A 26,576-nucleotide genomic window follows, 5' to 3' on the forward strand; every position below is an offset into this window, starting at 1 on the left:
GTCCCGGTGGTCACCGACGGGGTCCGGGTCACCGGCGTCCGCCGATCCGGGAGCGCAGCACGTCGATGCGCTTCTGGATCTGCTCGATGCTCGCCTGCGCCACGGCCGGTCCGCCGCTGATCCGCCGGAGTTCGGCGTGGATCGCGCCGTGCGGTTCGTTCGAGTGCCGCGACCAGATGGAGACGAGCCGGTGCAGCTCGGACCGCTGCTCCTTGATCGTCTGGTACATCGGACGGTTCTCCGGCTCTGCCTGCTTGGGCATCCCGTCCTTCGGGGCGCGGCCCTTCGCACGCTTGACCTGCGTGGCCTGTCGAGCGCGGAGCAGGTCGCGCACCTGGTCGGGTTCGAGGAGCCCGGGGATGCCGATGAAGTCGAGTTCCTCGAGCGAGCCGACCTCTCCCCCGGTGCCGAACTCACCGCCGTCGTAGAGCACCCGGTCGAACGACGCCTGCGAGTCGAGCGCCTCGAACGGCTGGACCTCGAGCAGGCTCTCCGACGCGCGGTCTTCCTTGTTGGCCTCGGCGACCATCGCGTCCTCGGGGTTGTACATCCCGTCGTCGGCGTCCTTCGGGCGGTCGAGGGCGTGGTCCCGCTCGAGCTCGAGCGTCGCCGCCAGTGCCATCAGCCCGGGCACGCTCGGCAGGAACACGCTCGCGGTCTCGCCGCGACGACGGGCGCGCACGAAACGGCCGATGACCTGGGCGAAGAAGAGCGGCGTGCTGGCGCTGGTGGCGTAGACGCCGACGCAGAGCCGTGGGACGTCCACGCCCTCGGACACCATGCGGACGGCGACCATCCAGCGCGAGGTGTCGTCGGCGAAGGCCTGGATCCGGCTCGAGGCCGCGACCTCGTCGGAGAGCACGACCGTGGGTCGCTCGCCGGTGATCTGCTGCAGGATGCGTGCGTACGCGCGGGCGGTGGTGGTGTCCGTCGCGATGACGAGCCCGCCGGCGTCGGGGACGCCGCGGCGGACCTCGGTCAGGCGCTTGTCGGCCGCCGAGAGCACGGCGGGCATCCACTCCCCCTCGGGCGAGAGTGCCGTCCGCCACGCCTGGGCGGTGATGTCCTTCGTGACCTGCTCGCCGAGCGACGCCGACATCTCGTCGCCCATGCGCGTCTTCCAGCGCATCTGCCCGGCGTACGCCATGAACAGCACCGGGCGGACGACGCCGTCCTTCAGAGCGCGGCCGTAGCCGTAGTTGTAGTCGGAGATCGAGGTGCGGATGCCCTGCTCGTCGGGGGCGTACTGCACGAACGGGATCGGCGCGGTGTCGGAGCGGAACGGGGTGCCGGACAGCGAGAGCCGTCGGGTGGCCTTCGAGAAGGCCTCTCTGATGCCGTCGCCCCACGTCAGGGCGTCCCCGCCGTGGTGGACCTCGTCGAGGACGACCAGCGTGCGGCCGCCCTCGGTGATCTTCTGGTGGACCTCGGGGTTCATGCCGACCTGGGCGTAGGTGATCGCCACGCCCTGGTAGTGCCGGCCGAACATGCCGTCGCCGTTCTTGAACATCGGGTCGATCCGGATGCCGACCCGGTCCGCCGAATCCGCCCACTGCCGCTTGAGGTGTTCGGTCGGCGCGACGACGACGATCCGGTCGACGGTGCCGCGGGCGAGCAGCTCGGTCGCGAGCCGGAGGGCGAACGTGGTCTTGCCGGCCCCGGGGGTCGCCGCCGCGAGGAAGTCGCGCGGCTCCTTCTCGAAGTACTTCGTCAGGGCCTCGACCTGCCAGGCGCGGAGCTTGGACGCGGTGCCCCAGGCAGCGCGGTCCGGGAAGGCCGGCGACAGGTGCTGGACGGCCGCGTTGCCGGCTGCTTCGGCAGCGGCCACGGCGTCGTCGTGAGCAGCTGCTGCGGTGCCGTCGGCGTCGACCCCGGAGAACGCCTGGTCGGCCGCTGCGGAGTCGTCCCACAGGGACGCGGGCTGGTCCCCGGGCCCTGGCTGATCGGTGTACTCGGCTGCGCTCACTTCAGCAGATTCTACCGTCACCCTCGGTCCTGCCGAGCGTGCGGGACGTGCCCCTCGGGCGTGCCGCGGACCAGGGACGCCGGTCGGAGCACGCCTGCACCGAAGCGCGCCGCGACCGCGTCGACCGTGGTCTCCGTCTCGCGCCACGGCGCGTCGTCGTCCCAGAGGGCGTTGCTCGCCGCGGCCGGTACGAGGTTCTCGCCGCGGACACCGATCAGGCGGATCTGGTTGCCCGGCCGGTGCAGCACGTCGTACAGCTCGACGGCTTCGCGGTGCAGGCGCTTCGCCACGTCGGTGGGTTCGGCCAGGGTCCGGGAGCGGGTGAGGGTGGTGAAGTCGGTGTACCGCACCTTGAGCGCGACCGTGCGGGCCTGCACGTCGGCACGGCGGAGGCGCACGGCGACCTTGTCGGCGAGGCGCAGGAGCTCGCGCGCCACGTCGTCGCGCTCGGTCAGGTCGTGTCCGAACGTGACCTCGTGCCCGATCGACTTCTCGCCGACGCCGCTCTCGACCGTGCGGGGGTCCCGCCCCCACGACAGGTCGTGCAGGCGCTGCCCGCCGGCGGGACCGAGGGCGGAGACGAGCGACCCGAGCGGTGTGGTCGCGAGGTCGCCGACGGTGCGGATCCCCCGGCGTTCGAGGGTCTCCTGCGTCTTGCCGCCGACGCCCCAGAGCGCGGAGACCGGCTGCGGGTGCAGGAACGACACGGTGTCGGCCGCGGGAACCACGAGCAGCCCGTCCGGCTTGGACCGGCTGGACGCGAGCTTCGCGACGAACTTCGTCGACGCGGCGCCGACGGAGCAGTGCAGCCCCGTCTCGGCGAACACGGCCGCCCGGATCGCACGACCGATCTCCCACGGTGTGCCGTAGAGCCGCAGCGCCCCGGCGACGTCGAGGAACGCCTCGTCGATGCCGAGCTTCTCGACGCGGGGCGTGAAGCGGTCGAAGACGGCCATCACGGCGTCCGACTTGGCCCGGTACTTCTCGAAGTGCGGCTCGACGATGATCGCGGCGGGGCAGCGGCGCTTCGCGACGGCCATCGGCATCGCGGAGTTCACGCCGTACTTGCGGGCTTCGTAGGTGGCGGCGGTGACGACCGAGCGGTCGGAGTCGTGCCCGACGATGACGGGCAGCCCGACCAGGTCCGGGCGGTCGAGGAGCTCGACCGAGGCGAAGAAGGCGTCCATGTCGACGTGCAGCACGGTGGCGGTCACGTCGTCGACGGGCGCGTCGGACACCAGCCGGTTTCGTCCGTCCTGCTTGCTCACACGGTGATGATGCCAGCCCCCACCGACATCGCCCGCGCCTCAGCCGAGCGGGCCGAGCACCGACGCCGCGATCGTCCGCGCCGCCGAGTCCCGCGACGACGGGTGGTACTGCCCCGCCCGGACGTCCCGCGCCAGCCGCGCCAGCTCGCTGCCCGCGCGGTAGGCGCCTCCCCCGACGACCCGCATCGCCTCGTCCACGACGTGCTGCGCCGTGTCCACCGCCCGCGCCTTGGTCCCCACGAGCAGCGGGAACCACCGCGCTCCGAGGTCGTCCAGGTCGTCGACCGACCGCGCGAGCGAGGACACCTGCAGCTCGATCGCGTCGACCGACCCGCGCACGTCCGCGATCGCCCGGCGCACGTCCGGGTCCTGCGACCGTGGCGTCCCGTCGAGCGATGTGCGCGACTGCACCGCCGACACCGCCAGCGACACCGCACGCGAGGCGATGCCGACGTACACCGACGCGATGAGCAGCTCGAACGACGCGAAGACCCCGAACACGAGGGGGTCCTGGTTCGGCCCGACGGGCAGCGACCGCACGATCCGCTCCGCCGGCACGCGCACGCCGTGCAGCTTCGTCGTCCGACTCTGCGTCGCCCGCATCCCGAGCGTGTCCCAGTCGTCGAGGTGCTCGACGTCGCCGTCCGAGCGGAGCACGAAGCCGTGCACGAGCCGCGGCTCCGGCCCGGTCTCGTCCTTGCCGAACACGCTGAGGACGTCCCACGCGGGGGCGAGCGAGGTGAACACCTTGGTGCCGGTGAAGCGGTAGCCGCCGTCGCCGTCCGGCTCCGCCGTCGTCGACGAGTCGAACAGGACGGCGTCGTTGCCGGGTTCGCTCACCCCGAACGCGAGCAGGTGGTCGTCCGACGCGTGGTCGGTGACGGCCTGGAGGAACGACTCACCTCGCGCGGTGACGGCCCGCGCCGCCTGCACCCACACCTGGTGCATCCCGAGACCGAGCGCCGTCGCCGGCGCGGCCTGGGCGAGGCGCCGCTGCACGGCGCTCGTGGCGGCGAGCCCGAGACCGGACCCGCCCTGGTCCACCGGCACGCCGATCCGCAGGTAGCCCGCTGCCCGGAGTTCCTCGAGGTCCTCCGTGCAGAACGCGTTGGCCGCGTCGAAGCCCGGGGCGCGCGCGGCGATGCGGTCGAGCAGGTCCTCCGGCGCGGTCCAGCCCGTGGGTGCCGTGTTGGCCTTCGTCATGGCACGAGACTATGGTCCGAGACGTGTCAGATCGTCATCCGTGGTCCAGGTACGTCGCGATCGGTGACTCGTTCACCGAGGGGATCGGTGACCCCGACCCCACGGTGCCGGGCGGCAACCGCGGCTGGGCGGACCGGGTGGCCGAGGTCCTGGCGAACCAGACCGAGGACTTCGCGTACGCCAACCTCGCCATCCGCGGTCGCCTGCTGCAGCAGATCATCGACGAGCAGGTGGAACCGGCGTTGACGCTCCGCCCCGACCTCGTGACCGTGTCCGCGGGCGGCAACGACATCATCCGGCCCGGCTCCGACCCGGATGAGCTCGCCGAGCGGGTGGACCGGATGGTCGAGCGGCTGCGGAGCGACGGCGCCACGGTCGTGCTCTTCACCGGGCCCGACGTCGGGATGACCCCGGTGCTCGGCATGGTGCGCGGCAAGACGGCGATCTACAACGAGAACCTGCATGCGATCGCGCTGAAGCACGGCGCCCTCGTCGCGAACATGTGGGCGCTCCGCGTCCTCCGCGACCCGCGGATGTGGGCTCCCGACCGCCTGCACCACTCCCCGATGGGCCACGCGACCGTCGCCGCCGCCGTGCTCGACGCCCTCGGGGTCGAGCACGGGCTCGCGCCGTTCAACCCGGAGCCGCTCGAGGCCCGGCCGTGGCGTGAGGCCCGCGCCGAGGACCTCGGCTGGGCGCGGGAGTACCTCGTCCCCTGGGTCGTCCGGCGCATCAAGCACACGTCCTCCGGCGACGGCGTGACCCCGAAGCGTCCCGAGCTGCAGGACGTCATCCACCACAAGTCCGACACCCCGTAGTCGGGGGAACGCGGCGCGGCCCGGGTGTCCGGCAGGATCGAGTCGTCATGAACCCGATCACCCAACCGGCTCCCCGACACCGTGCGACCGACCTCGGCGAGCCGCCGCCGCGCAGGCGTTCGCCGCTCCTGCGGGTCGTGCTCTGGTCCGGACGAGCACTCCTGGTGGTCACCGCCGTCGCCGTCGTCTCCGCGATCGCGACCCGGGGCGAGTGGGCACGGCTCGGCGTCGACGCCGACGGGTTCCCGGTCGCGTGGCTCCCCAACGGCGCCGTCGTCGTGGTCCTGATCACGGGTGTCTTCTGGCCATGGCTCCTCGGCATCGCGGCTCCCCCCGGCGCCTGCTGGCGGGAGGGTGACGTCATCGTTGCGCCGACCGTGCTCGGGCAGCGTCGGGTGCGCGTGTCGCGCGCGCTGGTCCTGCCGTACCGCGGTTTCACCCAACTGGGCACAGTGCACGGCGCCGTCGTGCTGACCGGAGCGGCTTCGGTCCTCGTCCTGCTCGGGCCGATCGAGACGGGCGGGCGATCGCAGGTGGACGCAGTGATCGGACGGGCGGGCCCGACGCGGTTCCACCGGGTCCTCGGCGAGTGGGGACTCGGCGCGCTCATGCTGCTCCTGTGGCTCGCGGGGGTGTTCGTGCTGGTCGGGGCGGCGCTTGCGGTGATCGCCCCGGAACCGCTCGCCTGAGCGGTCAGTCGGCCGGGCGGTGGAGCGACGATGCGCCGTCGTGCAGGGGCTCGGTCTTCCACCGCCCGCCGACGGTGCCGGCGGTGGGGTCGACGCTGAGCCACAGCAGGTGCGGCGTCTCCAGGAAGCGGAGCGCGACGAGCACCGTGCCGTCCGGCTGGGTCGCTCCGCTCGCAGCGAGGCCGTGGTCGACGGCCCACTCGCCCTCACCGACCGGCACCGACACCCGTTCCGGAGCCCCGTCGGCCGAGAAGCCGAGCCGGAGTCCGTCGGCGTCCCGCTGGAAGCCGACACGGTCGAGCGCCGCGCCCGCCCGCAGCCGGAACGGGCCGGCGGCAGCGAGGTCGGGGAGCCGACCACCCGCGACCGCGGGCAGTCCGAGGGAGGCGAGTCGCGCCTCCAGGCCGGTGTCCCCGGCCGTGTCGGCGTCGACAGCGGGCAGCAGGTGCTGCCAGGCCGCGTCGAGGACCGCCTGCATGTCGAGGCTCTGACCGGTGATCGCGAGGACGACGTCCTGCTCCGGCAGGACGACGCAGAACTGGCCGTACGCGCCGTCGCCGCGGAAGCCGTGGCGGGCCATCCAGAACTGGAAGCCGTAGCCCTGTCGCCAGTCCGGGTTGGCCTCGTCGGGGTTCGCCACCTGCGTGCTGGTCGCCGCTGCGACCCAGCCCTCGTCGAGGATCCGCTCGCCGTCCCACACGCCGCGCTGCAGGTAGAGCTGCCCGAGCTTCGCCACCGACTCCGTCGTGGCGTAGCAGCCGCTGTACCCGAGCTCGGCGCCGGAGTCGTCCCGCCGCCAGGCGAGGTCGTCGATGCCGAGCGGGTCGAGCAGCCGGGGACGGAGGTACTCCACGAGGGACACGCCGCTCACCCGGCGGACGATCGCGCCGAGGGTGTACGTGCAGGGCTGGTTGTAGGCGAAGACCGTGCCGGGCTCCTCGTCGGGCGGCAGGAGGAGGAAGCCACGGACGGTGTCCTCCGGGTCGAGGGCACGGACACGGTCGATCGTCTCCTCGCGGTGGCCGCTCGCCATCGCCAGCAGGTGCCGGACGCGGATGCGGCGGCTGCGGTCGTCGGTGACCTCGGCGTCGAGCTCCGGGAAGTACGACAGCACGGTGGCGTCGAGGTCGATGCGCCCCTCGCGGACGGCGATCCCGACGGCCGCGGCGGTGAAGCTCTTGCTCAGCGAGTAGAGCAGGTGGACGCGGTCGCGGTCGTACGGCCGCCACCAGCCCTCCGCCGCGACCTGACCGTGGCGGAGCAGCACGAGACCGTGCGGTTCCACGCCCGGGGTGGACTCGAGGGCGTCGAGGAACGCCGCGATGCCGCGGGCGTCGATGCCGAGGGTGGACGGGGCAGTGCGGGGGAACGTCGTCGTCACGCGTCCGACACTACGACCCCGCGGCCACGATCGCCCGGGGCACGATCGGCAGCGGACGGACGTCGGGGGCCGGGTCGGTCGTGAGTCGGGCGTGGGTCTCGACGTCGAACCGCTCGTCGCCGTACCGGAGCTTCTCGCGCTCGATCCCCTCCGCCGCGAAGCCGGCGCGGCGCGCCACACCGCACGAGCCGGGGTTGTTCGTGCGGTGCCCGAGTTCGAGGCGGTGCAGCCCGAGGGCGAAGGCGTCCTCGGCGGCGGCGACCAGAGCGCGGGTCGCCAGCCCGCGGCCCCGTGCCGAGGGCACGAGCCAGTACGAGATCCACGCGGTGCCGTGCCCGTACTCGACGGCCGTCGCGCTCACGGAGCCGACCACGGTGCCGTGCTCGTCGACGACGGCCCAGGTGCGGGCGTGCTCGTCGTGCCGGTACCGGGTGGCGATGAACGCGGCGGCCGCGGCGACGTCGTCGAACGGCGCGCCGCCGAGCTGGCGTGCGAGCTCCGGATCGGCCGACGCGGCGCGGAGCCCCGGTGCATCCGCCGGCGCCCACGGGCGGAGGTGCGCGGCCGGTGGCTTCGTCACGCGCCCTGGAACGGGTTCGTCCACCGCCACCACACGCCAGGGTCGTCGATCGAGCGCTCGAGCACGAGGGGCACGGTGACCGGGTCGTGGTCCGAGATCGTGAACCGCACCTTCCCGACACGCTCCCCCTTCGTGCCGAGCGTGATGCGGTCGAGGTGCGCCTTGGCGGAGACCGTCGTCTTCCCCCACACCAGGACCTCGGACGCGGACTTCGCCACCGCGTCGGCCTCGTCCTGCCACGGCGTGGCGAAGGTGCCGAACGTCTGCCCGGCGTGGGTGAGCGTGACGACCTGGAAGTTGTCCGCCACCGACCGGAGCAGGCGCTGCACGTCGACGTCGAGCGAGTCGTGGTCGACCCCGCCGAGCATCGCGCCGACCACGGTCACGGACTTGCCGCCGCGCTCGTACGTCGCCGCGAACAGCAGGCAGGCACCGGCCTCGTCGAGGGTGCCCGTCTTGATGCCCTCGACGCCGTCCAGTCCGAGGAGCTTGTTCGAGTTCTCGATCTCGCCGGCACCGGGCACGGTGACCTGCTTCGTGCCCACGACCTCCTTCACCACCGGGTTCGCGAGCGCGAGCTGGCCGAGCTTCACGAGGTCCGACGCGGTCGAGGTGTTGTCCGCGTCGAGCCCGGTCGGTTCGTCGATCGTCGTGTGGTCGAGGCCCTGCCGCTCGAGCCACGAGTCGGCGGCACGGTCGTAGGCGCCGAGCGACCCGAACGCCCAGATCGCCAGCGAGCCCGCGTAGTTGTTCGCCGACTTCATCAGCATGACCTGGAGCGTCTGGTACTCGGAGAGCTTCAGGCCGGCGGGCATCGGCGCGACCTCGCCGTTCACCGCGAGGTACTTCGCGTAGAGGCCCTGCATCTCCGGGGTGAACGAGATCGAAGGTCCGGGCTGGCCGGGCTGCAGCGGCTTCGCGTCGAGGACGACGAGTGCCGTGACGACCTTCGAGATGCTGGCGATCGACCGGGGCTTCGTGTCGCCACTGGTCCGGAGGCTCTCCGGGAAATCGGTGGCCTCGACCGCGGTGGCGCCGTAGCCCGGGAAGGTCAGGTCCGGCACCGAGGACGTCGGCGCCGAGTACGTGGTGGTCGAGGCGCTCGCCGGGGCGAACGGCACGACGGCCGCGGCGACGAGGTAGGCGATCGCCAGTACGAGCACGGCCACGACCGAGATCGTCACCGGCCTCCGGACGGCGGAACGGGGGCGGCGGACGACTCGTGACACGGGAACCGAGCGTACCGGGGGCCGGCCGCGGGAGCCTGCGAGGACATGCCGCTGGTGTCGAGTTCTGCTCGTGTTCGGGCACGCCCCGGTGCGGATCGCGGAAGTGCAGTCAAGCGACTCTGGTGCGCCGCCCGGCGTCTCGATGGGATGGCGTTCCGAGGGACTCCCGAACCAACCTGGAGAGGACACGCACGATGACCGACAAGAAGCCCCGCGAGGAAGCGATCGAGAAGGTCGAGGAGGCGCACGAGGAGGAGAAACGACGCGCCGAGGAAGCCGAAGAGAAGCGCCTCGAGTAGGGCTGCGCCGATGACGACCTCCACCCCCTTCCGGTCGCCGACCCGGCGCCGGGTCGCCGTCGTCGGCGGATCGCTCGGCGGCCTGTTCGCCGCGACCCTGCTCAAGCAGGACGGCCACGACGTGACGGTGTTCGAGCGGTCCCCGACCGGCCTCGAGCGACGAGGGGCCGGACTGGTCGCACAGCAAGACCTCTTCCTCGTGCTCCGCCGCCTCGGACTCGACCGTGCGGCCGACGTCGGGGTCCTCGCGCACGAACGGATCACGCTCGACCAGTCCGGTCACGTGGTCTCCCGTGACCGGACCCCGCAGACGCAGGTCTCGTGGGACCACCTCTGGGTGACCCTCCGCAACCAGCTCGACGCCGACGAGTACCTCCTCGACCACCGGGTGGACGAGGTCCGTGCGGACGACGCCCACGCCGAGGTGGTGTCCGCCGACGGGCGCGCCCGGTCCTTCGACCTCGTCGTCGGGGCCGACGGCGCGAACTCCGCGGTCCGCCGGTTCGTCGCGCCCGAGGCGCACACGAACCGGTACGTCGGCTACAGCACCTGGCGCGGACTCATCCCGGAGCGGGCGCTGCACGGTGACGCCGCCGACGTGCTGCTGGAGCGCTTCGCGTTCTTCACCGGTCCGCACTCGCACGTGCTCGGCTACCTGGTGCCGGGACCCGGCGGCGAGACCGAACCCGGTCTCCGCCGGTACAACTGGGTCTGGTACCGACCCCTCGGGCCGAGTCGGCTCGAACGGATCATGCGCGAATCGGGGCGTCCGCCCACCGGGAGCTCCCTCGCGCCCGGCGACCTGCCGGACCTGCTCCGGGACGAGCTGCACTCCGACGCGGTGTCGGAACTGCCCCCGCAGTTCGCCGCAGCCGTCCTGGCGGAACCGGCCCCGTTCCTCCAGGCCATCGTCGACTACGTCGCACCGCGCCTCGTCGCCGGACGCGCCCTGCTGACGGGCGATGCGGCGGCCGTCGTGCGGCCGCACACCGCGATGGGCGCCGCGAAGGCGGCCGGCGACGCCCTCGCACTGAGCGACGCCCTGGCGCGACGACCGCTCGACGCCGCACTGTCCACCTACGCCAGCGACCGGCTCGACGTCGCCCGCGCGGTCGCGCAGTACGGCGTCCGACTCGGCCGCTCGATGCCCTTCGCACGGGAGGGCTGACGCATGCCGGGCGGTCGCGACACGCACGCCGCGGCGGCGCCCGGCGCACGCCTCGGCACCGTGCTCGTGCTGCTCGCCTTCGGGTCCGGGGCGGCGGACGCGTTCGCGTTCCTGCTCCTCGGCGGCATCTTCACCGCGAACATGACCGGCAACCTCGTGCTCCTCGGCATGTTCACACGCCCCGGCTGGCTCGTCACCGTCGCCGGCGCGGCGACCGCGCTGGTGGTCTTCGCGGCCGCGGCGTTCACGGCCTTCCGGGCGTCACCCGAGCCGGTGACCGGCACGACCTACCCGCCCCGCGCCTCCCGGCTGCTCGCCCTGGCCAGCGTCACCCTGCAGGTCGGCCTGCTCGTCGCGTGGGCGGCGACCCGCGGTCACGTCGGGACCGTGGGGGCGTGCGGGATGATCGCGCTCTCGGCCGCGGCGCTCGGCACGCAGACGGTGCTGGCGAAACGGATCTCCGGCGCCTCGGGCGTGACGACGACGTTCGTCACCGGGACGCTGACCTCGCTCGTCGAGGAGCTCGCGGCGCGCCGACCCGGCGTGCGACTGGTGCAACTGATGGTCGTCCTGGCGCTCCTGGTCGGCGCCGTCACCGGGACCGCGCTCGTCCACGCCGCGCCGCTGGTCGTCCCGCTGCTCCCACTCGTCACGACCGGCTCCGCGCTGGTCGTGCTCACCCGAGACGAACGGAGGGGACCTCGTGCTCGACCCGCTTGACGACGCGCTGTCCAGGATGACGGCGTCGCTCGAGAACGAACTCGTGGTGCGCGACTTCCTCGACAACTTCCGCGCCCGTGACCTCGACCAGCTCGTGCCGTTCCTCGACACGGACGTGGTCTACCAACCCGCCACCTGCAGTCAGATCCGGGGGCGTGCGGCGGTGCTGCAGCTGTGCGCCGCGATCCTGGAGAGCTTCGAGGTGTTCGACATCGTGCCGGACCGGGTCGCGTCCAGCGGGTCGATCGTGATGCTCGACCAGACGATCCACGTGCGGTTCCCCGGGGGGCCGGAACGGACGCTCATGAGTCTCGCCTGCTTCGAGGTGCGGGACTTCCAGATCACGGCGTGGCGGCAGTTGCAGGGGTGAGGGGTGGGCGCGGGTGCGCGGCAGGCAGGCGGGCGGGCGTGTGCGCGGGCGCGCGTGCGCGGGCGGCTGTGCGGCTGTGCGGCTGTGCGGCTGTCTAGGATCGGAGCGTGTTCCGACCCGAGTACCGGCGGCTGTCCGCGTGACGGCCGACTCCTCGCTGCTCGGCAGCTACCTGCGGGCACGACGAGCGGCGGTCAGCCCGTCCGATGCCGGACTTCCGGCTGACGACCGGCGTCGCGTCCAGGGCCTGCGGCGGGCCGAGGTCGCGCAGCTCGCCGGCATCAGCACCGAGTACTACGTGCGGCTCGAGCAGGGACGGGAGCACGTCCCCTCCGCCCAGGTCCTCGCCGCGCTGGCACGTGCTCTCCGACTCGACGCCGACGGCGCCGCGTACCTCAGGAGCATCGCGGACCCCGCTCCGATGCCCGACGCTCCGGGGCGCGGGCGGCGACCGAGCGACGACGAACTCCGCCGGCTCGTGCGCCGGTGGGACGGCACCCCGGTCTTCGTGGCCGACCGGAACCTCGACATCGTCGCGTCGAACGCCCTCTGCGAGGCGATCGGCGGAGGCGCCCTCAGTCGCGGGCAGAACCGGATCGAGTACGTGTTCTCCGACGCCTGCCGAGCGAAGTACTCCCCGGAGGAGTGGCAGGCGCGGGCCGCGCAGATCGTCGCCGTCTTCCGCCTCAGCGCCGACCCCGGCGACGAGCGGATGCACGAGGTGCTCGGCGGACTGGTGACGCACTCCCCCGAATTCGCCGAGCTCTGGGGACGCTACGACGTGGCGATCCTGACGAACGGTGCGTTCGTGCAGGACGTGCCGCCGTTCGGCCGGCTCGACTTCGAGTGGTCGCTCCTCGTCGTCCCCGGGACGGACGGGCTGACGATCACGCCGCTGTTCCCGTCCTCGCCGGAGAGCGCGGCCGCGGTCGCGTTCCTCGATGCGCGGAGGGGCACGGTCCCGTCGCCGTCGTCGCCGTGGTCGCCGTAGTCGTCGCTGTCGTCGCTGTCGTCATCCTGACGATCGTGCGGTGCGGGACGGGTCGTCGTCGGGCGTCCGCCGGCTCCGGCTCGTTCCCGATCGGCGTCAGAGCGTCCGGACCACGCGCACCGCTGCTTCCGGGGTGTTGACCTTGAACGCGAAGGTCTCCTCGACGTAGAGCGAGACGTCGTCGCGGTCGTGGTGGAGGTACCCCAGGGTCAGGTCCTCGCCGATCGTCAGGTCGAAGTCCCCACCCCGCAGGCTGATCACCACGGACTCCTCGACCCCCGGCGCCCGCTCCACGTGCCCGCCGATGATGCCCTCGATCTGCTTCCGCAGTGGGTAGCCCGCGTCGTCGGTCTCGACGACCGACGCCCAGTCGAGCGGGCTGCAGACGAACGAGTACGGACCGTCGACCCCGGCGTCGCGGAGCGCTGCGACCGCGTTCGTGACCGCGACCCGGACCGACTCCGCGGTCCCGTCGTGCGGTTGGGTGGGCTGCGTCGATGCGCCGCCCACGCCGACGACCCCGCCGGCGTCCCACCCGCGGAGGACCGCCCCGTTCTCGAGCGCGGCGATGCGGAGTGCCGCCTGGTCGAGCGCGCCGAGGTCCACGTCGGTCGCGCCCCGCGAGAAGTCGACCATCTCCTCGACCCGGACCGTGAACTCGGCGCGGACCTCGCAGAGCGGGAGCACCCGCCGTCGACGGGCACTGATGCCGGGCGTGCCCTCGATCGCGTCGGTCCGGCCGAGGTCGACCGCGGACCGCTGCCAGCCGTACGGACCGTCGAAGTCGACGACCCGGCGGGCGGTGAGGGCGGGGACGAGGCGGTCCCGTGCTTCGGCGTCGAGCATCGCCCACGCGTCGGGGCCGAACGGTGCGAGTTCTCGGAGGAGGTGGTTCATGGTGTCCGTCCTTGCGGTGGTGTCGGTCCGTGCGGGCGTGTCCGTCCTTGCGGTCGTCGCAGGGATCCGATGCCGAGGTCGTGGTCGGGAGCGGGGGCCGGTACTGTCGCGTCCGGCCCCGGGGACGGGGCCGGGGACGGCTCCGGTGCGTTCGGCTCCGGGGCCGCGTCTGGTCCCTGCGGCGGAGCCGCGGCCAGGGCCTCGAGGTCCACGAGCTGGTCGTGCGTCGGCGCGAAGAACGTCGCCCCGGTCACCGCGCGCGAGAAGTCGAGCAGCCGGTCGTACGTGCCGGGGGGATCGCCGACGAACATCCGCTCGAGCATGCGTTCGAGCACCCAGAGCTCGCCGCTGTACCCGATGAAGTACGTGCCGTAATCGTCGCTGCCCGGCCGCCCGAACGGCATGTTGTCCCGGAGGATGTCGTGCTCGACGCCGTCGTCGTCGACGATCGTGGCCAGCGTCTTGTGCGACGGCCTCGCCTCGGTCGCACTGTCGCGTTCGACGTTGTCGGACTTCGACCGCCCGATGATCCGTTCCTGCGCGTCCGTCCCGAGCGCGTCCCAGCCCGCCAGGTCGTGCAGGTACTTCTGCACGACGACGTAGCTGCCACCGGCCCAGGCCGGGTCGGACTCCCCCACCAGCGCGGAGGCGTCGAGGTCCTGCGCGACGGGGTTCGCGGTGCCGTCGACGAACCCGAGGAGGTCACGGGTGTCGAAGTACCGGAACCCGGAGACCTCGTCGGTGACGACGGCGTGGTCGCCGAGGGCCGCGAGCAGGAGCCGCTCGAACTCGAAGCAGAAGTCCTGCCGCTCGGCCCGGATGTGGAAGAGCAGGTCGCCGTGCGTCGCCGGGGCGTCGTGCTTCCCGCCGGCGATCGGTGTGAAGGGGTGCAGCTCGCGCGGCCGGGCGTGCGGGATGAACCTGTCCCAGGCGGTCGCGCCGATGCCGACGACGCAGGACAGGTGCGCCCCGAGGTCTCGGAAGCCGACGGTCTTGATGAGCCCGTCGAGGTCCGCGATGACGTCGCGCACGGCGTCGAGGTCGTCGTCGTCCGGTCCGATCGACATCGTCAGGAAGACGGCCGACCGTGACAGCGGTGCGTCGACGCTCTGCGCGTCGATCGGGACCCGCGCTCCCGACGGCGTCACCGGTGGTCCTCGCTGGTCGTCCGGCGAGCACGACGCGTCTGTGGTGCGACGTGGGTCGACGTCATGGGCTCCGCCTCTCCTGCTCACGGTGGTGCTGCTCCGAGCGTCGCAGGCGTGCGGATGCCGACGCCTGAGTCGGATGACTCGCCGTGACCCTGCCCGGGGAGGGGATGCGCTCACCGTCGAGGGGTGATGTGCGGATGAACGACCGCTCAGTATCGTCCGAACGCACCGGACGGGCGCACCGGCCGACCGGGACGACCACCGATGATCGAGGAGCGAACGATGACCATCAGCATCTCGGACGCGCGACCGACGCGCGGCGACGACCACGACGACGACCTGCTCCGCCGGGCGGTCCACCCGTCGTCCACGGCCGACGACCGCTTCATGATCGTCGAAGGAGCGATCGGTGCCGGGAAGACCCATGCCCTCGCCGGGATCGCCGCAGCGGCTCGGGCCGACGGGCACCGGGTCGTGCAGCTGCGTGCGTCCGGGGGCGACCCGGTGATCTCGGCGTCCTCGTTCGAGCCGTGGGTCGCGCTCGTCCAGGGCACCACCGAGCGCGGCTCGTCCCGCGCCGGCCGGCACGTCATCCTCGTCGACGACTTCCACACGCTCGCCGAGGGCGCTCGGACCCAGCTGCACGGCCTGCTCGCGGACATGGTGCACGTCCCCGGCACGGTGTGCGTGGTCGCCGTCGACGACCGGGAGACCGTCCCCGGCTGGGAGGGCCTGCGGTCCGTCCCGCTCCGCCCGCTCGGGGCAGCGGCGATCGACGACCTGCTCCGGCGGGACCGCGTCGACCTCCCCGCCACCCGCGTCGCGCTCCTCCGCCGCCTCGCCGCCGGCAACCCGTTCCTGCTGCGCCTCGTCGGTCAGGCCTGGACCGCCGAGTCCCGCACGAGCCGCTCGGCTCCGTTCCCCGTCGCCTACCCGCCCCTCGGCCCGGCGGCGGAGCGCGCTGCCCGGGTCGTGGACCGGCTCACGCGCGACGAGCGCGAGGCAGCCCTGTTCGCCTCGATCGCGTCCGTCGAGTTCCCGCCCGACTCGGAACTCGAACTCTCCGCTGCGGACCGGACGTCGACGACCGGTGGCCCGTCGGCTTCCTCGGCCGGAACGGGGTCGTTGGTCCGCGACCCCGTCGTGCGGGCGTACCTGCTCTCGACGGCGTCCGAGGCCGAACTCCGACGTGTCCGGTCGGTGGTCGCCACCACCGCCGGGGTGCCGGAACGTCTCCGGGTCCTCGCCCTCGCAGCGGTGTCCCCGAGAGACGACGATCGCCTGGCCGACCGCCTGACGGCCCTCGTCGACGAGTCGTTCCGGCTCCGGCGACCGGACGACGCCGTCACCGCACTGACCGAGGCCGCGCGCCTGGCGTCCTCCGACGACCGCAAGTGCCGGTTGCGTGCCCGAGCGACGGCGGTCGCGGCGTTCATCGGTGACTTCGACGTCGTCGACGCCGAATGCGACCGGCTCGCTGGATCCGGTGCGGACCAGCTGCCGGCGATGACGGCCGCGACGGAGTTCGTCCGAGCCGTCCGCTCGGGCGAGGTCCGCGACTGCCGACGCGCCGTCCTCGCCGCCCTCGTCGCCGCAGACCACGACGACCGCACCGACGACGACCTGCTCGTCACCACCCTGTACGTCCTCTGCTTCCTGCGCGGCGACCACTCGTGGTGGGACGACGCCCGCTCGCTCGCTGCCGACCGCGACCTCGACCCGGTGCTGCGCCTGGTCGAGGACTGCGTCGACGGCACCCGGTCGGAGCACGAGCGTGCGGCCCTGTACCGGGACGCCCGCGCCTCGGCCGCCGACGCCCAGCCCTGGAAGGCGGTGGCGCTGCACGTCGCCTGGTCTCTCCTCGACGCGACCGACCCGCGGCGCGACCTGGTCGAGGCGATGCTCGGTCGGGCCGGCACGACGGGTCTCCTCGGGTACTTCCGGTCCTGCCGCGACGCGGTGGCGGCGTTCCAGGCCGGGCGGCTGAGCGCCGCCACCGCGGTGCTCGAACGGCTCCGCGACACCGCCGACCGGTGGGGCGCCTCGACCTTCGTCGCACTGACCGACGCCCTCCAAGCAGTGGTCCACTCCGTGCAGGGCGAGGCGGAGCGGGCTGTGGAGGAGGCCGAGACGGCGACGCGGTGGGCGCGAGAGCACGGCGCCCCGCTCGTCGCGCGCGCCGCCGACCACGCGCGCACGTCGCTGGACGTCGCGATGGGACGATTCGAGGAGGCGCATGCCCGGTCCGTCACGCGGCCACCGGTGGGCAGTCGCTGGGTCGCGGACGGCTACGGCCCGGTCGAGCTGCTGGACGCCGCCGAGTGCGCGGCGCGGCTCCGGCTCCACGACCACGGCATCGCGCTGCTGGAGACGGCCGAGCAGCGGATCGGGAGCCGCGTCTCCCCGCGCCAGGCGCTGATCCTGCGGGCGGCGCGAGCCGTCCTCGACGTCGGTCCTGACGTCCGGGGCGCGTTCGAGGACGCCCTCGCGACCGTCGACGTCGACACGGCACCGTACGAGGTCGCGCGCGTCCGCTTCGCGTACGGCGACTGGCTGCGGCGCAACATGCACCCGCTGGACGCACGCACGCAGTTCCGGCTGGCCGCGAGCGTGTTCGAGGGGCTCGGGGCCGAGCAGTGGCGGCGGCGGGCGCAGTCCGAGCTCCGCGTCGCGGGCGGTGCGGGCGAACCGACGGTCTCGATCGAGTCGGCCGACCTCAGCGAACAGGAGCGCCGCGTCGCGTCCCTCGCCGCCGCGGGGCTCACGAACAAGCAGATCGCGAACCAGCTCTTCCTGTCGCCGCGCACGGTCAGCGGGCACCTGTACCGGCTGTTCCCGAAGCTCGGCGTCACGACCCGGGCAGGGCTCCGCGATGCGCTGCTCGGGCTCGAACGGGCGGGTTAGGCGTCGGGCTCGGGGCGCCACGCGTCTCGACGTCCGGGCGCCGCGCGTCTCGACGTCCGGGGTGTCTAGCCGTCCGTCCGACGCAGCATCCCAAGCGCCGAGACCACCACCGCGACGAGCACCAGGACGACGAAGACGACCAGCACGGGGACCGGCTGGAAGACGACGAGCGCACCACCGACGAGCAGGACCGGCACGCACAGTCCCGCGTAGGCGATCAGGAAGACCGCGGCGAGGACCGCCCCCCGCGAACCCGCATCGGCGGTCGAGGCCGCACGGGCCAGGGCGCACCGGAACAGCAGCCCCACCCCGGCGCCGGCGAGGACTCCCCCGACCGTGAACAGCGGGAACGCGCCGATCACCGCGCCGATCGCGAGGAGCACCAGCCCGGCCGGGAGGACCGCGAGCACCACCCGGAGCTGGCGTTCGATCGCCACCGAGCGCAGGAGCACCTGTGCGAGGCACGCGGCGGCGAACACCGAGAACGAGACGATGCCGGCGACGAGCCGGTCCGGTTGGTGCAGCGAGACCACCAGGAACGTCGGTGCGAGGGACGTGAACAGCCCGAAGACCGCGAACGCGGAGAACGCCGCGGCACCCGCAGCGACGAACGTCGCCCGGTCGCCCTCCGGGACGGCGATCCGCTGCGGCCGGTAGGGGCGTCGCTCAGCCGGCGGCACGACGGTCTCGGAGACCATCGCGATCGCCACGAGCCCGAGGACGAAGACGACGAGGAAGACCAGGTGGGGCAGCACCAGCGGAGCGGGGAGGAACTCCGCGAAGAGCCCACCGACGAGGGGGCCGAGCCCGAGTCCGCCGAGGTTGGCGACGCCGGAGACCGTCACGGCGTTCGCCGCGTCCTCCTCCGGATGGGCGCGTGACCGCAACTCACCGAGGTGCGCGGTCGCGGTCGCCGTCAGGAGCCCGACCCCGACCCCGCTGACCAGGCGAGCGACGAGGAGGCCCGGCAGCGCGGGCCAGACGAGGAACACGACCGCGGCCACGATCTCGACCGCGACGGCGATCAGGATCATCCGTCGACGCCCCACCACGTCACTGAGGTGCCCCGCCAGGTACAACGCCGCGACGACCCCGACCGCGTAGGCGGCGAACACGAAGGTCACGACGAACTGCGGGAAGCCGTCCGCCCGTTCGTAGAGGCCGTACAGGGGCGTCGGCACCGTCGAGTAGGCCATCACCGCGGTGAACGTCACGGCGACGATCCAGAACCCGGTCCCGTGGCGCACCACCGGGAGCGGCCGCAGCGCGGATCCCTCTCGCAACGCAGTCATGGGACGAGCCTGCACACCGCCGCGCCCGACCCCAAGCGTCAAACGGCTCGTCGTGGTCCTGCCGGGGCCACCCTCCGGCCGGGTCGGCGTCGCCCGGGGACGCCGGACACCCGCCGGGGCCGATCCGGCGCGGAAGCGGGCCCCGCGACCCGCCCCGCCACGCCCCTGTCGGTCCCGCTGGGGTAGTGACAGGGCCAGTCGCCAGTCCACACCTGGTCCATAGACTCTCGCCACCCGAGGAGGACTGGTGGACACCGTGTTGACGAACGAGGAGCATGCCGTGCGAGAGGGCCCGTTCGCCCCGCCGGCACTCCCCGGTCGACACCCGGAGCCGCCGCTCCGCGGTCGTGCCGCCGAACAGGCGGGGATCGCCGCCGGGATCCTCGGCCTCGCAGCCGGCGCCGGTGACGTGATCGTCGTCCGGGGGCCGTCGGGCATCGGGAAGTCGCGTCTGCTCCAGGAAGCCATCGCCGGGGCCACCGCCGCGGGCGCACGGCTCGCCGTCGCGCGCACCGACCGGGACGCCAACCTCATCCCACTCGCTCCGGTTCTGGACGCGTTCGGGACCGGACCACGCCCCATCTTCGACACGCGTCGGTCGGGAGCGGTCGCCGGGGACCCCGAGTCGCGGTACTGGCTCCTCCAGCAGCTGCAGGAGGACCTCGAACGCGCCGCCTCGGCCACCGGCGTCGTCGTCGTCCTGGACGACCTGCAGTGGTGCGACACGAGTTCCCTGGCCGTCCTCCGGTCGCTCACCGCTCGCCTCTCCGACGTGCCGGTCCTGTGGGTCGTCGCGGTGCGCTCGGAGGACCAGGACCCGTCCGTGGCGGCCACGGTCGAGGAGCTCGCGACGCGGGGCCGCGTGATCGACCTGCAGCCACTCACCGACGAGGCCACCGCCGTGGTGATCGGTGACCTGCTCGACGCCGTCCCCGACCGGTCGGTGCTCGACGCCGCCCGGCGCGCCGACAACGTGCCGCTCCTCATCGTCGAACTCGTCCGCGGGCTGGTCGACGAGCACCTGGTCGACCTCCACGACGGCGTCGCGACGCTGCCGTCGCCCGCGCTCCCCGCAGCCTTCGGGGCGTCCGTCCGCGAGACCCTCCGTCGGCTGTCCAGCTCGGCACGGCAGGTCGTCCAGGTGGGCTCGACGCTGGGACGCACCTTCGACGTGCAGGCGCTCGCCGCGGTGCTCGGCGAGCCCGTGCACCGGTTGCTCCCCGACCTGCAGGAGGCGCTCGCGGCCGGTGTGCTCGTCGACGAGGGACGCGTGCTCTCCTTCCGGCACGACGTGATCCGTGAGGTCGCCGAGTCGATGATCCCGGCGGCCGCTCGGGACGCACTCGTCCGCCAGGGCGTGACGGCCCTGCTCCGCCAGGGGGTCCAGCCGCTGACGGTCGCGTCCCGGGTCGCGGCGGTCGCCCGACCCGGCGACGTGGAGGCCGCCGACCTCCTCCGGTCCGCGGCGCTGGAGCTCGCCGAGACGGACGCCGACCAGGCGAGCACGCTCGCGCTCCGCGCGGCCGAGGTCGCACGCGGGACGCCGGTCCTTCCCGGACTGGTCGCCGACGTCCTGCCGTTGCTCTGGCAGAGCGGCCGGGTACAGGAAGCCCGCGCGCTCACGACGTGCGTCGACGGGCACCTCGACGTCGACGACGACGCACGGCTCCGGCTCGCGATCGCACGGCTCCAGACGGACGGTTCGACGTCCGACGCACTGCGTTCCGTGCAGTCCGGCTTGGACCTGCCGGGACTGCCCGCTGCCGCCCGGACCCGTTTCCTCGCGCTGCGGGCGCTCAACCTCGCCCACGCCGGCGACCACGAGGCGCTCCGGACGACCCTGACAGAGGCGCGGGAGGCCGCTCGGATCGGTCCCGACCCACGGGCGATCGCCACGCTCGAGGCGAGCGAGTCCGTCCTCGCGTTCAACGAGGCACGCTTCGGTGACGCCACAAGGCTGATCACCTCGGCGATGCGCCGGATCGCCGGGTCAGCAGAGGCAGCGGCGACGGCGTGGTTGCCGGAGGGACTCTGGGTCGCCTTCCTCGTGAACGGGATGGGCGACACCGAGCGCGCGGGCCGCATCGCCGAGGCCAACGCACTCGAGACGAGGAACAACCACCTGGCTCGGGCGTCGGCATCGTGGATGATGCTCCGGACGCGGGTGCTGTTCGACCAGGGCGAACTCGAGGAGGCGAAGACGGTCGCCGAAGCCGTGCTCGACATCGCGCAGGACCTGGAGCTCGGCGGCTTCGCGGACCTGACCGCTGGGTCCGTCCTCTTCCGGATCGCGCTCGTCCAGTCCGACCGCCCGGCCGTGCAGCGGTACCGGCACTTCGCGGAGGACCTCCGGGCCAACCCGGCGCTGCACCGCGCCGGGGCCTGGCTGCTCGCGCTCGAGGCGCAGACCCTCGACGCCGTCGACGACGCGGTGACCCTGACCGAGGAGGCGTGGGAGACGCTGGGCGACCCCGTCGCGTCGATGTCGAGCCCGGCGGACTTCGCGGACGACGTGCACCTGCTCCGGCTCTCCCTCCGAGCGGGACGCGGCGACCGGGTCGGCCGGATCGAATCGGTCGCCCGCGCCCGCGCAGAGGCCAACCCGGAGAACGACATCGCCGCGGGCATCGCGTTGCACGTGCACGGTCTCGCGCACGGGTCGGTCGAGAGCCTCCGCGCGGCCGTGCTCCGGCTTCGGCGCGTGCGACGCCCGCTGGTGCTCGCGTCGGCGCTGGAGGACCTCGGAGGCCTGGCCGCGGCGGCGGACCCGACGGCCGCCGTCGACGCCTGGCAGGAGGCCGTCACCCTGTTCGGGGACGCGGTCGCGACCCGCGATGTCGAGCGCGTCCGACGGCGGCTCCGCGACGTGGGTGTGACGACCAGGCCGGTCGTCGCGGACCAGGCCCAGGGCGGTCTGACGTCGCGGGAGCAGCAGGTGGTGGAGCGCGTCGCTGCCGGGCTCACGACCCAGCAGATCGCGTCGGACCTGTTCATCTCCTCGCACACCGTGATCAGTCACGTCCGCCACGTCTACTCGAAGTGGGGCGTCTCCTCACGCCGCGAGCTGGCCGCCAGGTTCCACGCGCAGCGATCGCCGTGACCGGGCACGGGCGTCGTGACCGGGCACGGGCGTCGTGACCGAGCAGCCGTCGTCGTGATCGACCGCCGTCGAACGACCGAAGTGCAGTCGAACGACCGACGCGCAGCAACGACGCGGTGGGGCATCGTTCCCGCATGACGAACCCCGAGAACACGATCGACGCCTCCGTCCCGCCCTCCGGCAAGGGGTGCGTGGAGTGCGATGCGTCCGGCTCCTGGTGGGTGCACCTCCGGCGGTGCGCGGCGTGCGGCCACATCGGCTGCTGCGACGACTCCCTCGGCCGGCACGCCACCGCCCACTACGAGACCACCGGCCACGCGGTCATGCAGTCGTTCGAGCCCGGCGAGGACTGGTTCTGGGACTTCGCGACCCTGCAGACGGTGACCGGGCCACGCCTGGCGGACCCGCAGAGCCACCCGCGGCGGCAGTCCGTCCCCGGACCCGCCGACCGCGTCCCGTCCGACTGGGTGCAGGAACTCGCCGAGCGTCCCTGAGCGCGCTCCGACCGCCTCGGCGCGTCCGTTCCGCCCGACTCATTTCCACTCGTCCAGCGCCTCGGCCTGGGCGATGAGCCGGTGCGCCGTGCGGTAGGACCGGCGCTGGTACGCCAGGTGCGCCGCGGCGAGCGCCACCGTCGCCACCACACCCCAGACGATCGAGCCGGGGTCGGCGGCGCCGAGCTGGTCCATCAGGATCGCCACCCCCGCGCCGGCGACGATCGAGTTCACGAACGCGACCGCCGACGACATCGTGAAGAGCAGCCGGTACCAGGACGGTGCGCGGCCGATGTCGAGCAGTTCGTTCGCGGCGTGCCGACCGCGGGGCATGGTGAAGTAGGTGCCCGCTCCCGGCAGCAGGCGACCGTAGTAGCGGCGGATGCGCTGCATGGCGGCGAGCGCTGCGACGTCCTCCAGCGACGTCTCCACCAGTCGTTCGTAGGTGAAGACACCGAGCAGCACGATCACCGGGATGATGGCTGCCAGGAACCCGAGCGCGAACGGGGTGTGGGCGAGGAAGCCGAACGCGACGAGTGAGCTGGAGAGCGTGGTCAGGTACAGCGAGGACCTGCTGCTCGACTCGCTGACGGTGATGCTCCGGGCGCTCTCGAGGACGAAGTGCTCGGTGAGGAGTGCGCTGAAGAAGGCGGCGGGTCGGTCGAGGTGGTCGGCCGACTCGGCTGCGGTCGGCAGCGAGGGCTCGGCGTCGTCGGTCATCGTCGGTCCTCCGGGTGCGGGTCAGTCGGTCTCGGCGAGGTAGCGGTGCACGAGGGTGACGGCGGTGGCGCCTTCACCCACGGCTGCGGCCACGCGTTTCACGGAGCCGGCGCGGACGTCGCCGGCGGCGAACGACCCCGGCACGCTGGTCTCCAGGTGGTACGGGCGGCGCGCCAGGGGCCATGCGTCGAGGGCTCCGGGGACGGCGTCGAGGTCGGGGCCGGTGACGAGGTACCCGAGGCGGTCGCGGATCATGGCGGTGTCGGCGGCCCAGCGGGTGTCCGGCTGCCCGCCGATGCAGATGAAGAGCCGGGTGGCGGGTCGTTCGTCGGCGGCGCCGGAGCCGTCGGTGACCTCGATCGACCGGAGTCGGTCGTCGCCGATGAGGCGGGTCGCGCGGCTCCTGGTCTGCACGGAGATGTTCGGTGCCTGCGTGATCCTGCTGGTGAGGTACTCGGACATCGTCGAGGACAGGGAGTCGCCCCGGACCAGCATCGTCACGTGCGACGCTGAGCGGGAGAGGTTCATCGCGGCCTGCCCCGCCGAGTTCGCTCCCCCGACGACGAAGACCTGCTCCCCCGCGCACCGGTCGGCTTCGCTCGTGCCGGCGCCGTAGTAGACCCCGCGGCCGAGCAGGTCGTCTTCGCGCTCGAGGCCGAGTCGACGCCACTCGACCCCGGTGGCGCAGATGTTGGCGCGGGCGACGACCCGGGTGCCGTCGGCCAGGTCGGCGTGGATCCGGTCGCCGTGGAAGGCGCCCCGGATCCCCTCGCGCATGAGCAGGAGTTCGGCGCCGAAGCGGACGGCCTGCTCGCGGGCGCGTTCGGCGAGGTCCGCGCCGGGGATGCCGTCCGGGAACCCCAGGTAGTTCTCGATGAGACTGCTCGAGCCCGCCTGTCCCCCGACGGCGTCGCGCTCGAGCAGGACGACGTGGAGCCCCTCGGACGCCGCGTAGACGGCGGCGGAGAGGCCGGCGGGGCCGGCGCCGTAGATCGACAGGTCGTACTCGGTTCGGCGGGGAGCGTGGATCCAGCCCAGGCGGTCGGCCACCTGGCGGAGGTCGGGGGCGACGAGCCGTGCGCCGTCCGGGAACACGACGACCGGCAGGGTCGCGTCGGCCAGCCGGTCCCCGGTGACCTCGACGGACTGTGTGTCGGTGCGGAGCGGGATCCAGTCGAAGTGCACCACGGAGCGCGACAGGAAGTCCGTGATCGCGTGCGCGCTCGCGTCGAACTCGCGCCCGTAGACCCGGATGCGCCGTGACGGCAGCTCCGGCCCGGGGTCGGGGAAGTCGGTCATGGGTCCTCCTGACCGCCACGATAAAGAGGACCGTGCGGGTCGCACGTGGCCCTCTCAGGACCGGGCGGTGCGCGGGGCGCGCGGGCCGGGCGTCACCCACCGGCCCCCGGTCCGTCCGTGCCCGCCGTCCAGGTGCCGGGAGGGGCTCCGGGGCGGGTGCCCGGCCGAGCACTGGTCCTCCGAGGGCCACCCTCCGGTGCACCGCACGGCGCTACCGTGTTCGCATGAGCCGCAACGGCGCCGAGGGCGTCGCCCCTGCCGGTGTCCGCGAGCTGGTCGTCTCGCTCGGGTGCCTGCCTGCCGTGGTCACCGACCGACACCTCACCGTGGTCACGTCGAACCCACTCGCCCAGGCGCTCACCGGGGCGTTCCGTCCCGGTGTGAACCTCGCCAGGTACGCGTTCCTCGGACCGTCGGGCGACGACGACGACGTCGACGAGGACGAGGAAGAAGACGAAGACGAGGACGAGGACGAGGACGAGGACCGGGCAAACACGGACCGGGCAGACACGGACCGGACCGAACCGGACGGGACGGACGCGTACCGACCCGACACCGACGGGCGCGCCGCCGGGACCGGACGGCTGGACACGATCGCGCAGGTGGCCGCGATGCTCCGGGACTCCCTCGAGCAGCACGAGGAGGACGACGGCTTCCGCCGCCTCGTGGGAGAGCTGTCGTCGCAGAGCATCCTCTTCGCCCGCACGTGGGCACACGACCACCGCCGGCCGGCGCGCACCGGCGAGGTCCGCTTCGCCCCGGCGTCGGTCGGGCCGCTGTCGATGGCCTTCCAGGAGCTCCTCATCCCGGACGACTTCGCGCTCCGGTTGCTGCTCTGGCGACCCGCCGGCGCCCCGTCGTCGCACCGCGCGTTCGACCGACTGCGCACGACCGTCACCGCCGGAGACTGACCACCCCCGGCCACGGCCCGGGGGCACCGACCCGACGGCACCCGTCCGACAGCACCCGTCCGACGGCACGGGCCCGACGGCACCCGTCCGACAGCACCCGTCCGGCGGCACCAGTCAGACGGAACCCCTCACCGCCCGACGGCGCCCGCACCGAGCGCGATCACCTCGGTCAGGTACGCGAGCACCGCCGCCCCGGGCGACCCCGGCGGCGCGTAGAGCAGGTTCACGGTCAGCCCGTCGTGTCCGGGGATCACGAGGTCCTCCCACTCGAACTCCATCGACCCGAACGGCTCCACGTGTTCGATGCAGGTGCCCGACGTGTAGACGTGCACGTCGTGCCGCGCCCACATGTCGGCGAAGGTCGCGTCCCCGATGGACAGGCGCCCGACCAGCTCCTGGATCCGCGGGTCGGTCGGGTCGGCGCGCCGCCGCAGCACCGCGACCATCTCCTGCGCCCGGCACCGCCAGTCCGGGTAGGCGTCTCGGTCGACCTCGGTGAACATCCGGAGCAGCCGGTTCGCGCCGACCTGCATGCTCGGGCTGAGGGCAGCCGCGAGGGGGTTGGAGGCGACCACGTCGAGCCGGTCGTCCACGACGAACGCGGGGATGTCGGACCGTCGTGCGAGCAGGCGCTGGATCGCGGGTTCGTCGGCGGCGTTGCGGCCCCGTCGTCGCGGACCGATGGGCGGTCGGGCGAGGCGGCGGAGGTACGCGACGGCGACGTCGTCGAGCGCGAGCGCGCGGCCGAGGCAGACGATCACCTGGTCGGAGGGCTGGTGGTCTCGGCCCTGTTCGAGCCGCAGGTAGTACTCGGCGCTGATGCCGGCGAGGGCGGCCACTTCCTCGCGGCGGAGCCCGCGCACGCGCCGGTTCGGTTCACGTGGGAGCCCGACGTCCTCGGGCTGGGTCAGGTCGCGCCGTGCGCGGAGGTACTCACCGACCAGGGAAGCGTGCGACGGCATCTCGGCTCCTTCTCACCGGGGAACGAGGCCGGTCCCCGCTGGGAGGGGGCCGGACGCTCATCGTCCCGCCCCGGGGTGACGACCGAGACGAGCGCGGCGCGATCGGACAAGACCCCCTGCGCGATCCGGCAAGCACCCGAACCAACGATCACCCAGCAAACGAG

22 protein-coding genes are annotated in these 26,576 nt (G+C 73.1%); 10 read left to right on the forward strand and 12 right to left on the reverse strand.

Annotated features, from left to right (window positions below):
• Window positions 1-28 precede the first annotated feature (28 nt).
• From EDF64_RS07115 to EDF64_RS07125, 3 genes are all read right to left on the reverse strand, one after another.
• Window positions 29-1,828, reverse strand: coding sequence for a DEAD/DEAH box helicase (locus EDF64_RS07115; RefSeq protein ID WP_133519594.1), 1,800 nt, complete (start codon window positions 1,826-1,828; stop codon window positions 29-31).
• 155 nt (window positions 1,829-1,983) lie between these two features.
• Window positions 1,984-3,234 (reverse strand): DNA polymerase IV, encoded by a 1,251-nt coding sequence (gene dinB / locus EDF64_RS07120; protein WP_133519346.1) that lies wholly within the window; start codon window positions 3,232-3,234, stop codon window positions 1,984-1,986.
• A 39-nt stretch (window positions 3,235-3,273) separates the two neighbouring features.
• On the reverse strand, window positions 3,274-4,437 hold the full coding sequence (locus tag EDF64_RS07125; RefSeq protein WP_133519347.1) for an acyl-CoA dehydrogenase family protein: 1,164 nt from the start codon (window positions 4,435-4,437) through the stop codon (window positions 3,274-3,276).
• A 23-nt stretch (window positions 4,438-4,460) separates the two neighbouring features.
• Here EDF64_RS07125 and EDF64_RS07130 point away from each other — a divergent pair, with 23 nt between their 5' ends.
• Together EDF64_RS07130 and EDF64_RS07135 are read left to right on the forward strand one after the other, a co-directional pair.
• A complete protein-coding gene (locus EDF64_RS07130; RefSeq protein ID WP_133519348.1) occupies window positions 4,461-5,255 on the forward strand; it encodes an SGNH/GDSL hydrolase family protein in 795 nt (264 codons plus the stop codon).
• Window positions 5,256-5,302: 47 nt separating this feature from the next.
• Window positions 5,303-5,944 carry a hypothetical protein gene (locus EDF64_RS07135; protein WP_133519349.1) on the forward strand — a complete coding sequence of 214 codons (642 nt, stop codon included), beginning with the start codon at window positions 5,303-5,305 and terminating at the stop codon, window positions 5,942-5,944.
• Window positions 5,945-5,948: 4 nt separating this feature from the next.
• Here the strand turns inward: EDF64_RS07135 and EDF64_RS07140 are convergent, their stop codons facing one another.
• The 3 genes from EDF64_RS07140 to EDF64_RS07150 are packed head-to-tail and all read right to left on the reverse strand — an operon-like array spanning window position 5,949 to window position 9,134.
• The gene (locus EDF64_RS07140; protein WP_133519350.1) at window positions 5,949-7,325 is read right to left on the reverse strand and encodes a serine hydrolase domain-containing protein; all 1,377 of its coding nucleotides are present in this window, start codon (window positions 7,323-7,325) and stop codon (window positions 5,949-5,951) included.
• 10 nt (window positions 7,326-7,335) lie between these two features.
• Window positions 7,336-7,905, reverse strand: a complete 570-nt coding sequence (locus tag EDF64_RS07145) for a GNAT family N-acetyltransferase (RefSeq protein WP_133519351.1) — start codon at window positions 7,903-7,905, stop codon at window positions 7,336-7,338.
• On the reverse strand, window positions 7,902-9,134 hold the full coding sequence (locus tag EDF64_RS07150; protein WP_166645639.1) for a D-alanyl-D-alanine carboxypeptidase family protein: 1,233 nt from the start codon (window positions 9,132-9,134) through the stop codon (window positions 7,902-7,904). Before EDF64_RS07150 ends, EDF64_RS07145 begins: the two co-directional genes overlap by 4 nt.
• 309 nt (window positions 9,135-9,443) lie before the next feature.
• On the opposite strand from EDF64_RS07150, the gene EDF64_RS07155 reads away from it, so the two are divergent.
• From EDF64_RS07155 to EDF64_RS07170, 4 genes are all read left to right on the forward strand, one after another.
• Window positions 9,444-10,601 (forward strand): FAD-dependent monooxygenase, encoded by a 1,158-nt coding sequence (locus EDF64_RS07155; RefSeq protein WP_133519353.1) that lies wholly within the window; start codon window positions 9,444-9,446, stop codon window positions 10,599-10,601.
• A gap of 3 nt (window positions 10,602-10,604) precedes the next feature.
• A complete protein-coding gene (locus tag EDF64_RS07160) occupies window positions 10,605-11,321 on the forward strand; it encodes a DUF1275 family protein (protein WP_133519354.1) in 717 nt (238 codons plus the stop codon).
• Window positions 11,305-11,691: a nuclear transport factor 2 family protein gene (locus tag EDF64_RS07165; RefSeq protein WP_133519355.1), complete on the forward strand. Its 387-nt coding sequence runs from the start codon at window positions 11,305-11,307 to the stop codon at window positions 11,689-11,691. The genes EDF64_RS07160 and EDF64_RS07165 overlap by 17 nt, the downstream gene beginning before the upstream one ends.
• Before the next feature lie 139 nt (window positions 11,692-11,830).
• Window positions 11,831-12,682, forward strand: a complete 852-nt coding sequence (locus EDF64_RS07170) for a helix-turn-helix domain-containing protein (protein WP_166645640.1) — start codon at window positions 11,831-11,833, stop codon at window positions 12,680-12,682.
• Between the two features lie 96 nt (window positions 12,683-12,778).
• On the opposite strand, the gene EDF64_RS07175 is transcribed toward EDF64_RS07170, so the two are convergent.
• Both EDF64_RS07175 and EDF64_RS07180 read right to left on the reverse strand, forming a co-directional pair.
• Window positions 12,779-13,579 (reverse strand): family 1 encapsulin nanocompartment shell protein, encoded by an 801-nt coding sequence (locus EDF64_RS07175; protein ID WP_133519357.1) that lies wholly within the window; start codon window positions 13,577-13,579, stop codon window positions 12,779-12,781.
• Window positions 13,576-14,727: a Dyp-type peroxidase gene (locus EDF64_RS07180; protein WP_243736287.1), complete on the reverse strand. Its 1,152-nt coding sequence runs from the start codon at window positions 14,725-14,727 to the stop codon at window positions 13,576-13,578. Before EDF64_RS07180 ends, EDF64_RS07175 begins: the two co-directional genes overlap by 4 nt.
• A 285-nt stretch (window positions 14,728-15,012) precedes the next feature.
• Here EDF64_RS07180 and EDF64_RS07185 point away from each other — a divergent pair, with 285 nt between their 5' ends.
• The gene (locus tag EDF64_RS07185) at window positions 15,013-17,634 is read left to right on the forward strand and encodes a helix-turn-helix transcriptional regulator (RefSeq protein ID WP_243736288.1); all 2,622 of its coding nucleotides are present in this window, start codon (window positions 15,013-15,015) and stop codon (window positions 17,632-17,634) included.
• Window positions 17,635-17,699: 65 nt separating this feature from the next.
• Here EDF64_RS07185 and EDF64_RS07190 read toward each other — a convergent pair whose 3' ends face one another.
• Window positions 17,700-18,926, reverse strand: coding sequence for an MFS transporter (locus EDF64_RS07190; protein WP_133519360.1), 1,227 nt, complete (start codon window positions 18,924-18,926; stop codon window positions 17,700-17,702).
• A 247-nt stretch (window positions 18,927-19,173) separates the two neighbouring features.
• On the opposite strand from EDF64_RS07190, the gene EDF64_RS07195 reads away from it, so the two are divergent.
• Both EDF64_RS07195 and EDF64_RS07200 read left to right on the forward strand, forming a co-directional pair.
• A complete protein-coding gene (locus EDF64_RS07195) occupies window positions 19,174-22,026 on the forward strand; it encodes a helix-turn-helix transcriptional regulator (RefSeq protein ID WP_133519361.1) in 2,853 nt (950 codons plus the stop codon).
• A 134-nt stretch (window positions 22,027-22,160) separates the two neighbouring features.
• Window positions 22,161-22,520 (forward strand): UBP-type zinc finger domain-containing protein, encoded by a 360-nt coding sequence (locus EDF64_RS07200; protein WP_133519362.1) that lies wholly within the window; start codon window positions 22,161-22,163, stop codon window positions 22,518-22,520.
• Window positions 22,521-22,559: 39 nt separating this feature from the next.
• Here EDF64_RS07200 and EDF64_RS07205 read toward each other — a convergent pair whose 3' ends face one another.
• Window positions 22,560-23,240 carry a hypothetical protein gene (locus EDF64_RS07205; protein WP_133519363.1) on the reverse strand — a complete coding sequence of 227 codons (681 nt, stop codon included), beginning with the start codon at window positions 23,238-23,240 and terminating at the stop codon, window positions 22,560-22,562.
• A 21-nt stretch (window positions 23,241-23,261) separates the two neighbouring features.
• Entirely contained in the window at window positions 23,262-24,539 is a 1,278-nt protein-coding gene (locus EDF64_RS07210; protein ID WP_133519364.1) for an NAD(P)/FAD-dependent oxidoreductase, read from the reverse strand.
• Window positions 24,540-24,763: 224 nt separating this feature from the next.
• Here EDF64_RS07210 and EDF64_RS18135 point away from each other — a divergent pair, with 224 nt between their 5' ends.
• Window positions 24,764-25,450 carry a hypothetical protein gene (locus tag EDF64_RS18135; RefSeq protein WP_166645642.1) on the forward strand — a complete coding sequence of 229 codons (687 nt, stop codon included), beginning with the start codon at window positions 24,764-24,766 and terminating at the stop codon, window positions 25,448-25,450.
• Window positions 25,451-25,578: 128 nt separating this feature from the next.
• Here EDF64_RS18135 and EDF64_RS07225 read toward each other — a convergent pair whose 3' ends face one another.
• Entirely contained in the window at window positions 25,579-26,412 is an 834-nt protein-coding gene (locus tag EDF64_RS07225; RefSeq protein WP_133519367.1) for a helix-turn-helix domain-containing protein, read from the reverse strand.
• Between the last annotated feature and the right edge of the window lie 164 nt (window positions 26,413-26,576).

This window comes from Curtobacterium flaccumfaciens (genome assembly GCF_004361695.1).
Classification (GTDB): Bacteria; Actinomycetota; Actinomycetes; order Actinomycetales; family Microbacteriaceae; genus Curtobacterium; species Curtobacterium flaccumfaciens_B.

Bases quoted from the DNA above. Each gene is read 5' to 3' on its own strand.
- EDF64_RS07125 (WP_133519347.1), bottom strand. From the start codon at position 4,437: ATGACGAAGGCCAACACGGCACCCACGGGCTGGACCGCGCCGGAGGAC.
- EDF64_RS07135 (WP_133519349.1), top strand. From the start codon at position 5,303: ATGAACCCGATCACCCAACCGGCTCCCCGACACCGTGCGACCGACCTC.
- EDF64_RS07155 (WP_133519353.1), top strand. From the start codon at position 9,444: ATGACGACCTCCACCCCCTTCCGGTCGCCGACCCGGCGCCGGGTCGCC.
- EDF64_RS07160 (WP_133519354.1), top strand. From the start codon at position 10,605: ATGCCGGGCGGTCGCGACACGCACGCCGCGGCGGCGCCCGGCGCACGC.
- EDF64_RS07175 (WP_133519357.1), bottom strand. From the start codon at position 13,579: ATGAACCACCTCCTCCGAGAACTCGCACCGTTCGGCCCCGACGCGTGG.
- EDF64_RS07185 (WP_243736288.1), top strand. From the start codon at position 15,013: ATGACCATCAGCATCTCGGACGCGCGACCGACGCGCGGCGACGACCAC.
- EDF64_RS07190 (WP_133519360.1), bottom strand. From the start codon at position 18,926: ATGACTGCGTTGCGAGAGGGATCCGCGCTGCGGCCGCTCCCGGTGGTG.
- EDF64_RS07200 (WP_133519362.1), top strand. From the start codon at position 22,161: ATGACGAACCCCGAGAACACGATCGACGCCTCCGTCCCGCCCTCCGGC.
- EDF64_RS07205 (WP_133519363.1), bottom strand. From the start codon at position 23,240: ATGACCGACGACGCCGAGCCCTCGCTGCCGACCGCAGCCGAGTCGGCC.
- EDF64_RS07210 (WP_133519364.1), bottom strand. From the start codon at position 24,539: ATGACCGACTTCCCCGACCCCGGGCCGGAGCTGCCGTCACGGCGCATC.
- EDF64_RS18135 (WP_166645642.1), top strand. From the start codon at position 24,764: ATGAGCCGCAACGGCGCCGAGGGCGTCGCCCCTGCCGGTGTCCGCGAG.
- EDF64_RS07225 (WP_133519367.1), bottom strand. From the start codon at position 26,412: ATGCCGTCGCACGCTTCCCTGGTCGGTGAGTACCTCCGCGCACGGCGC.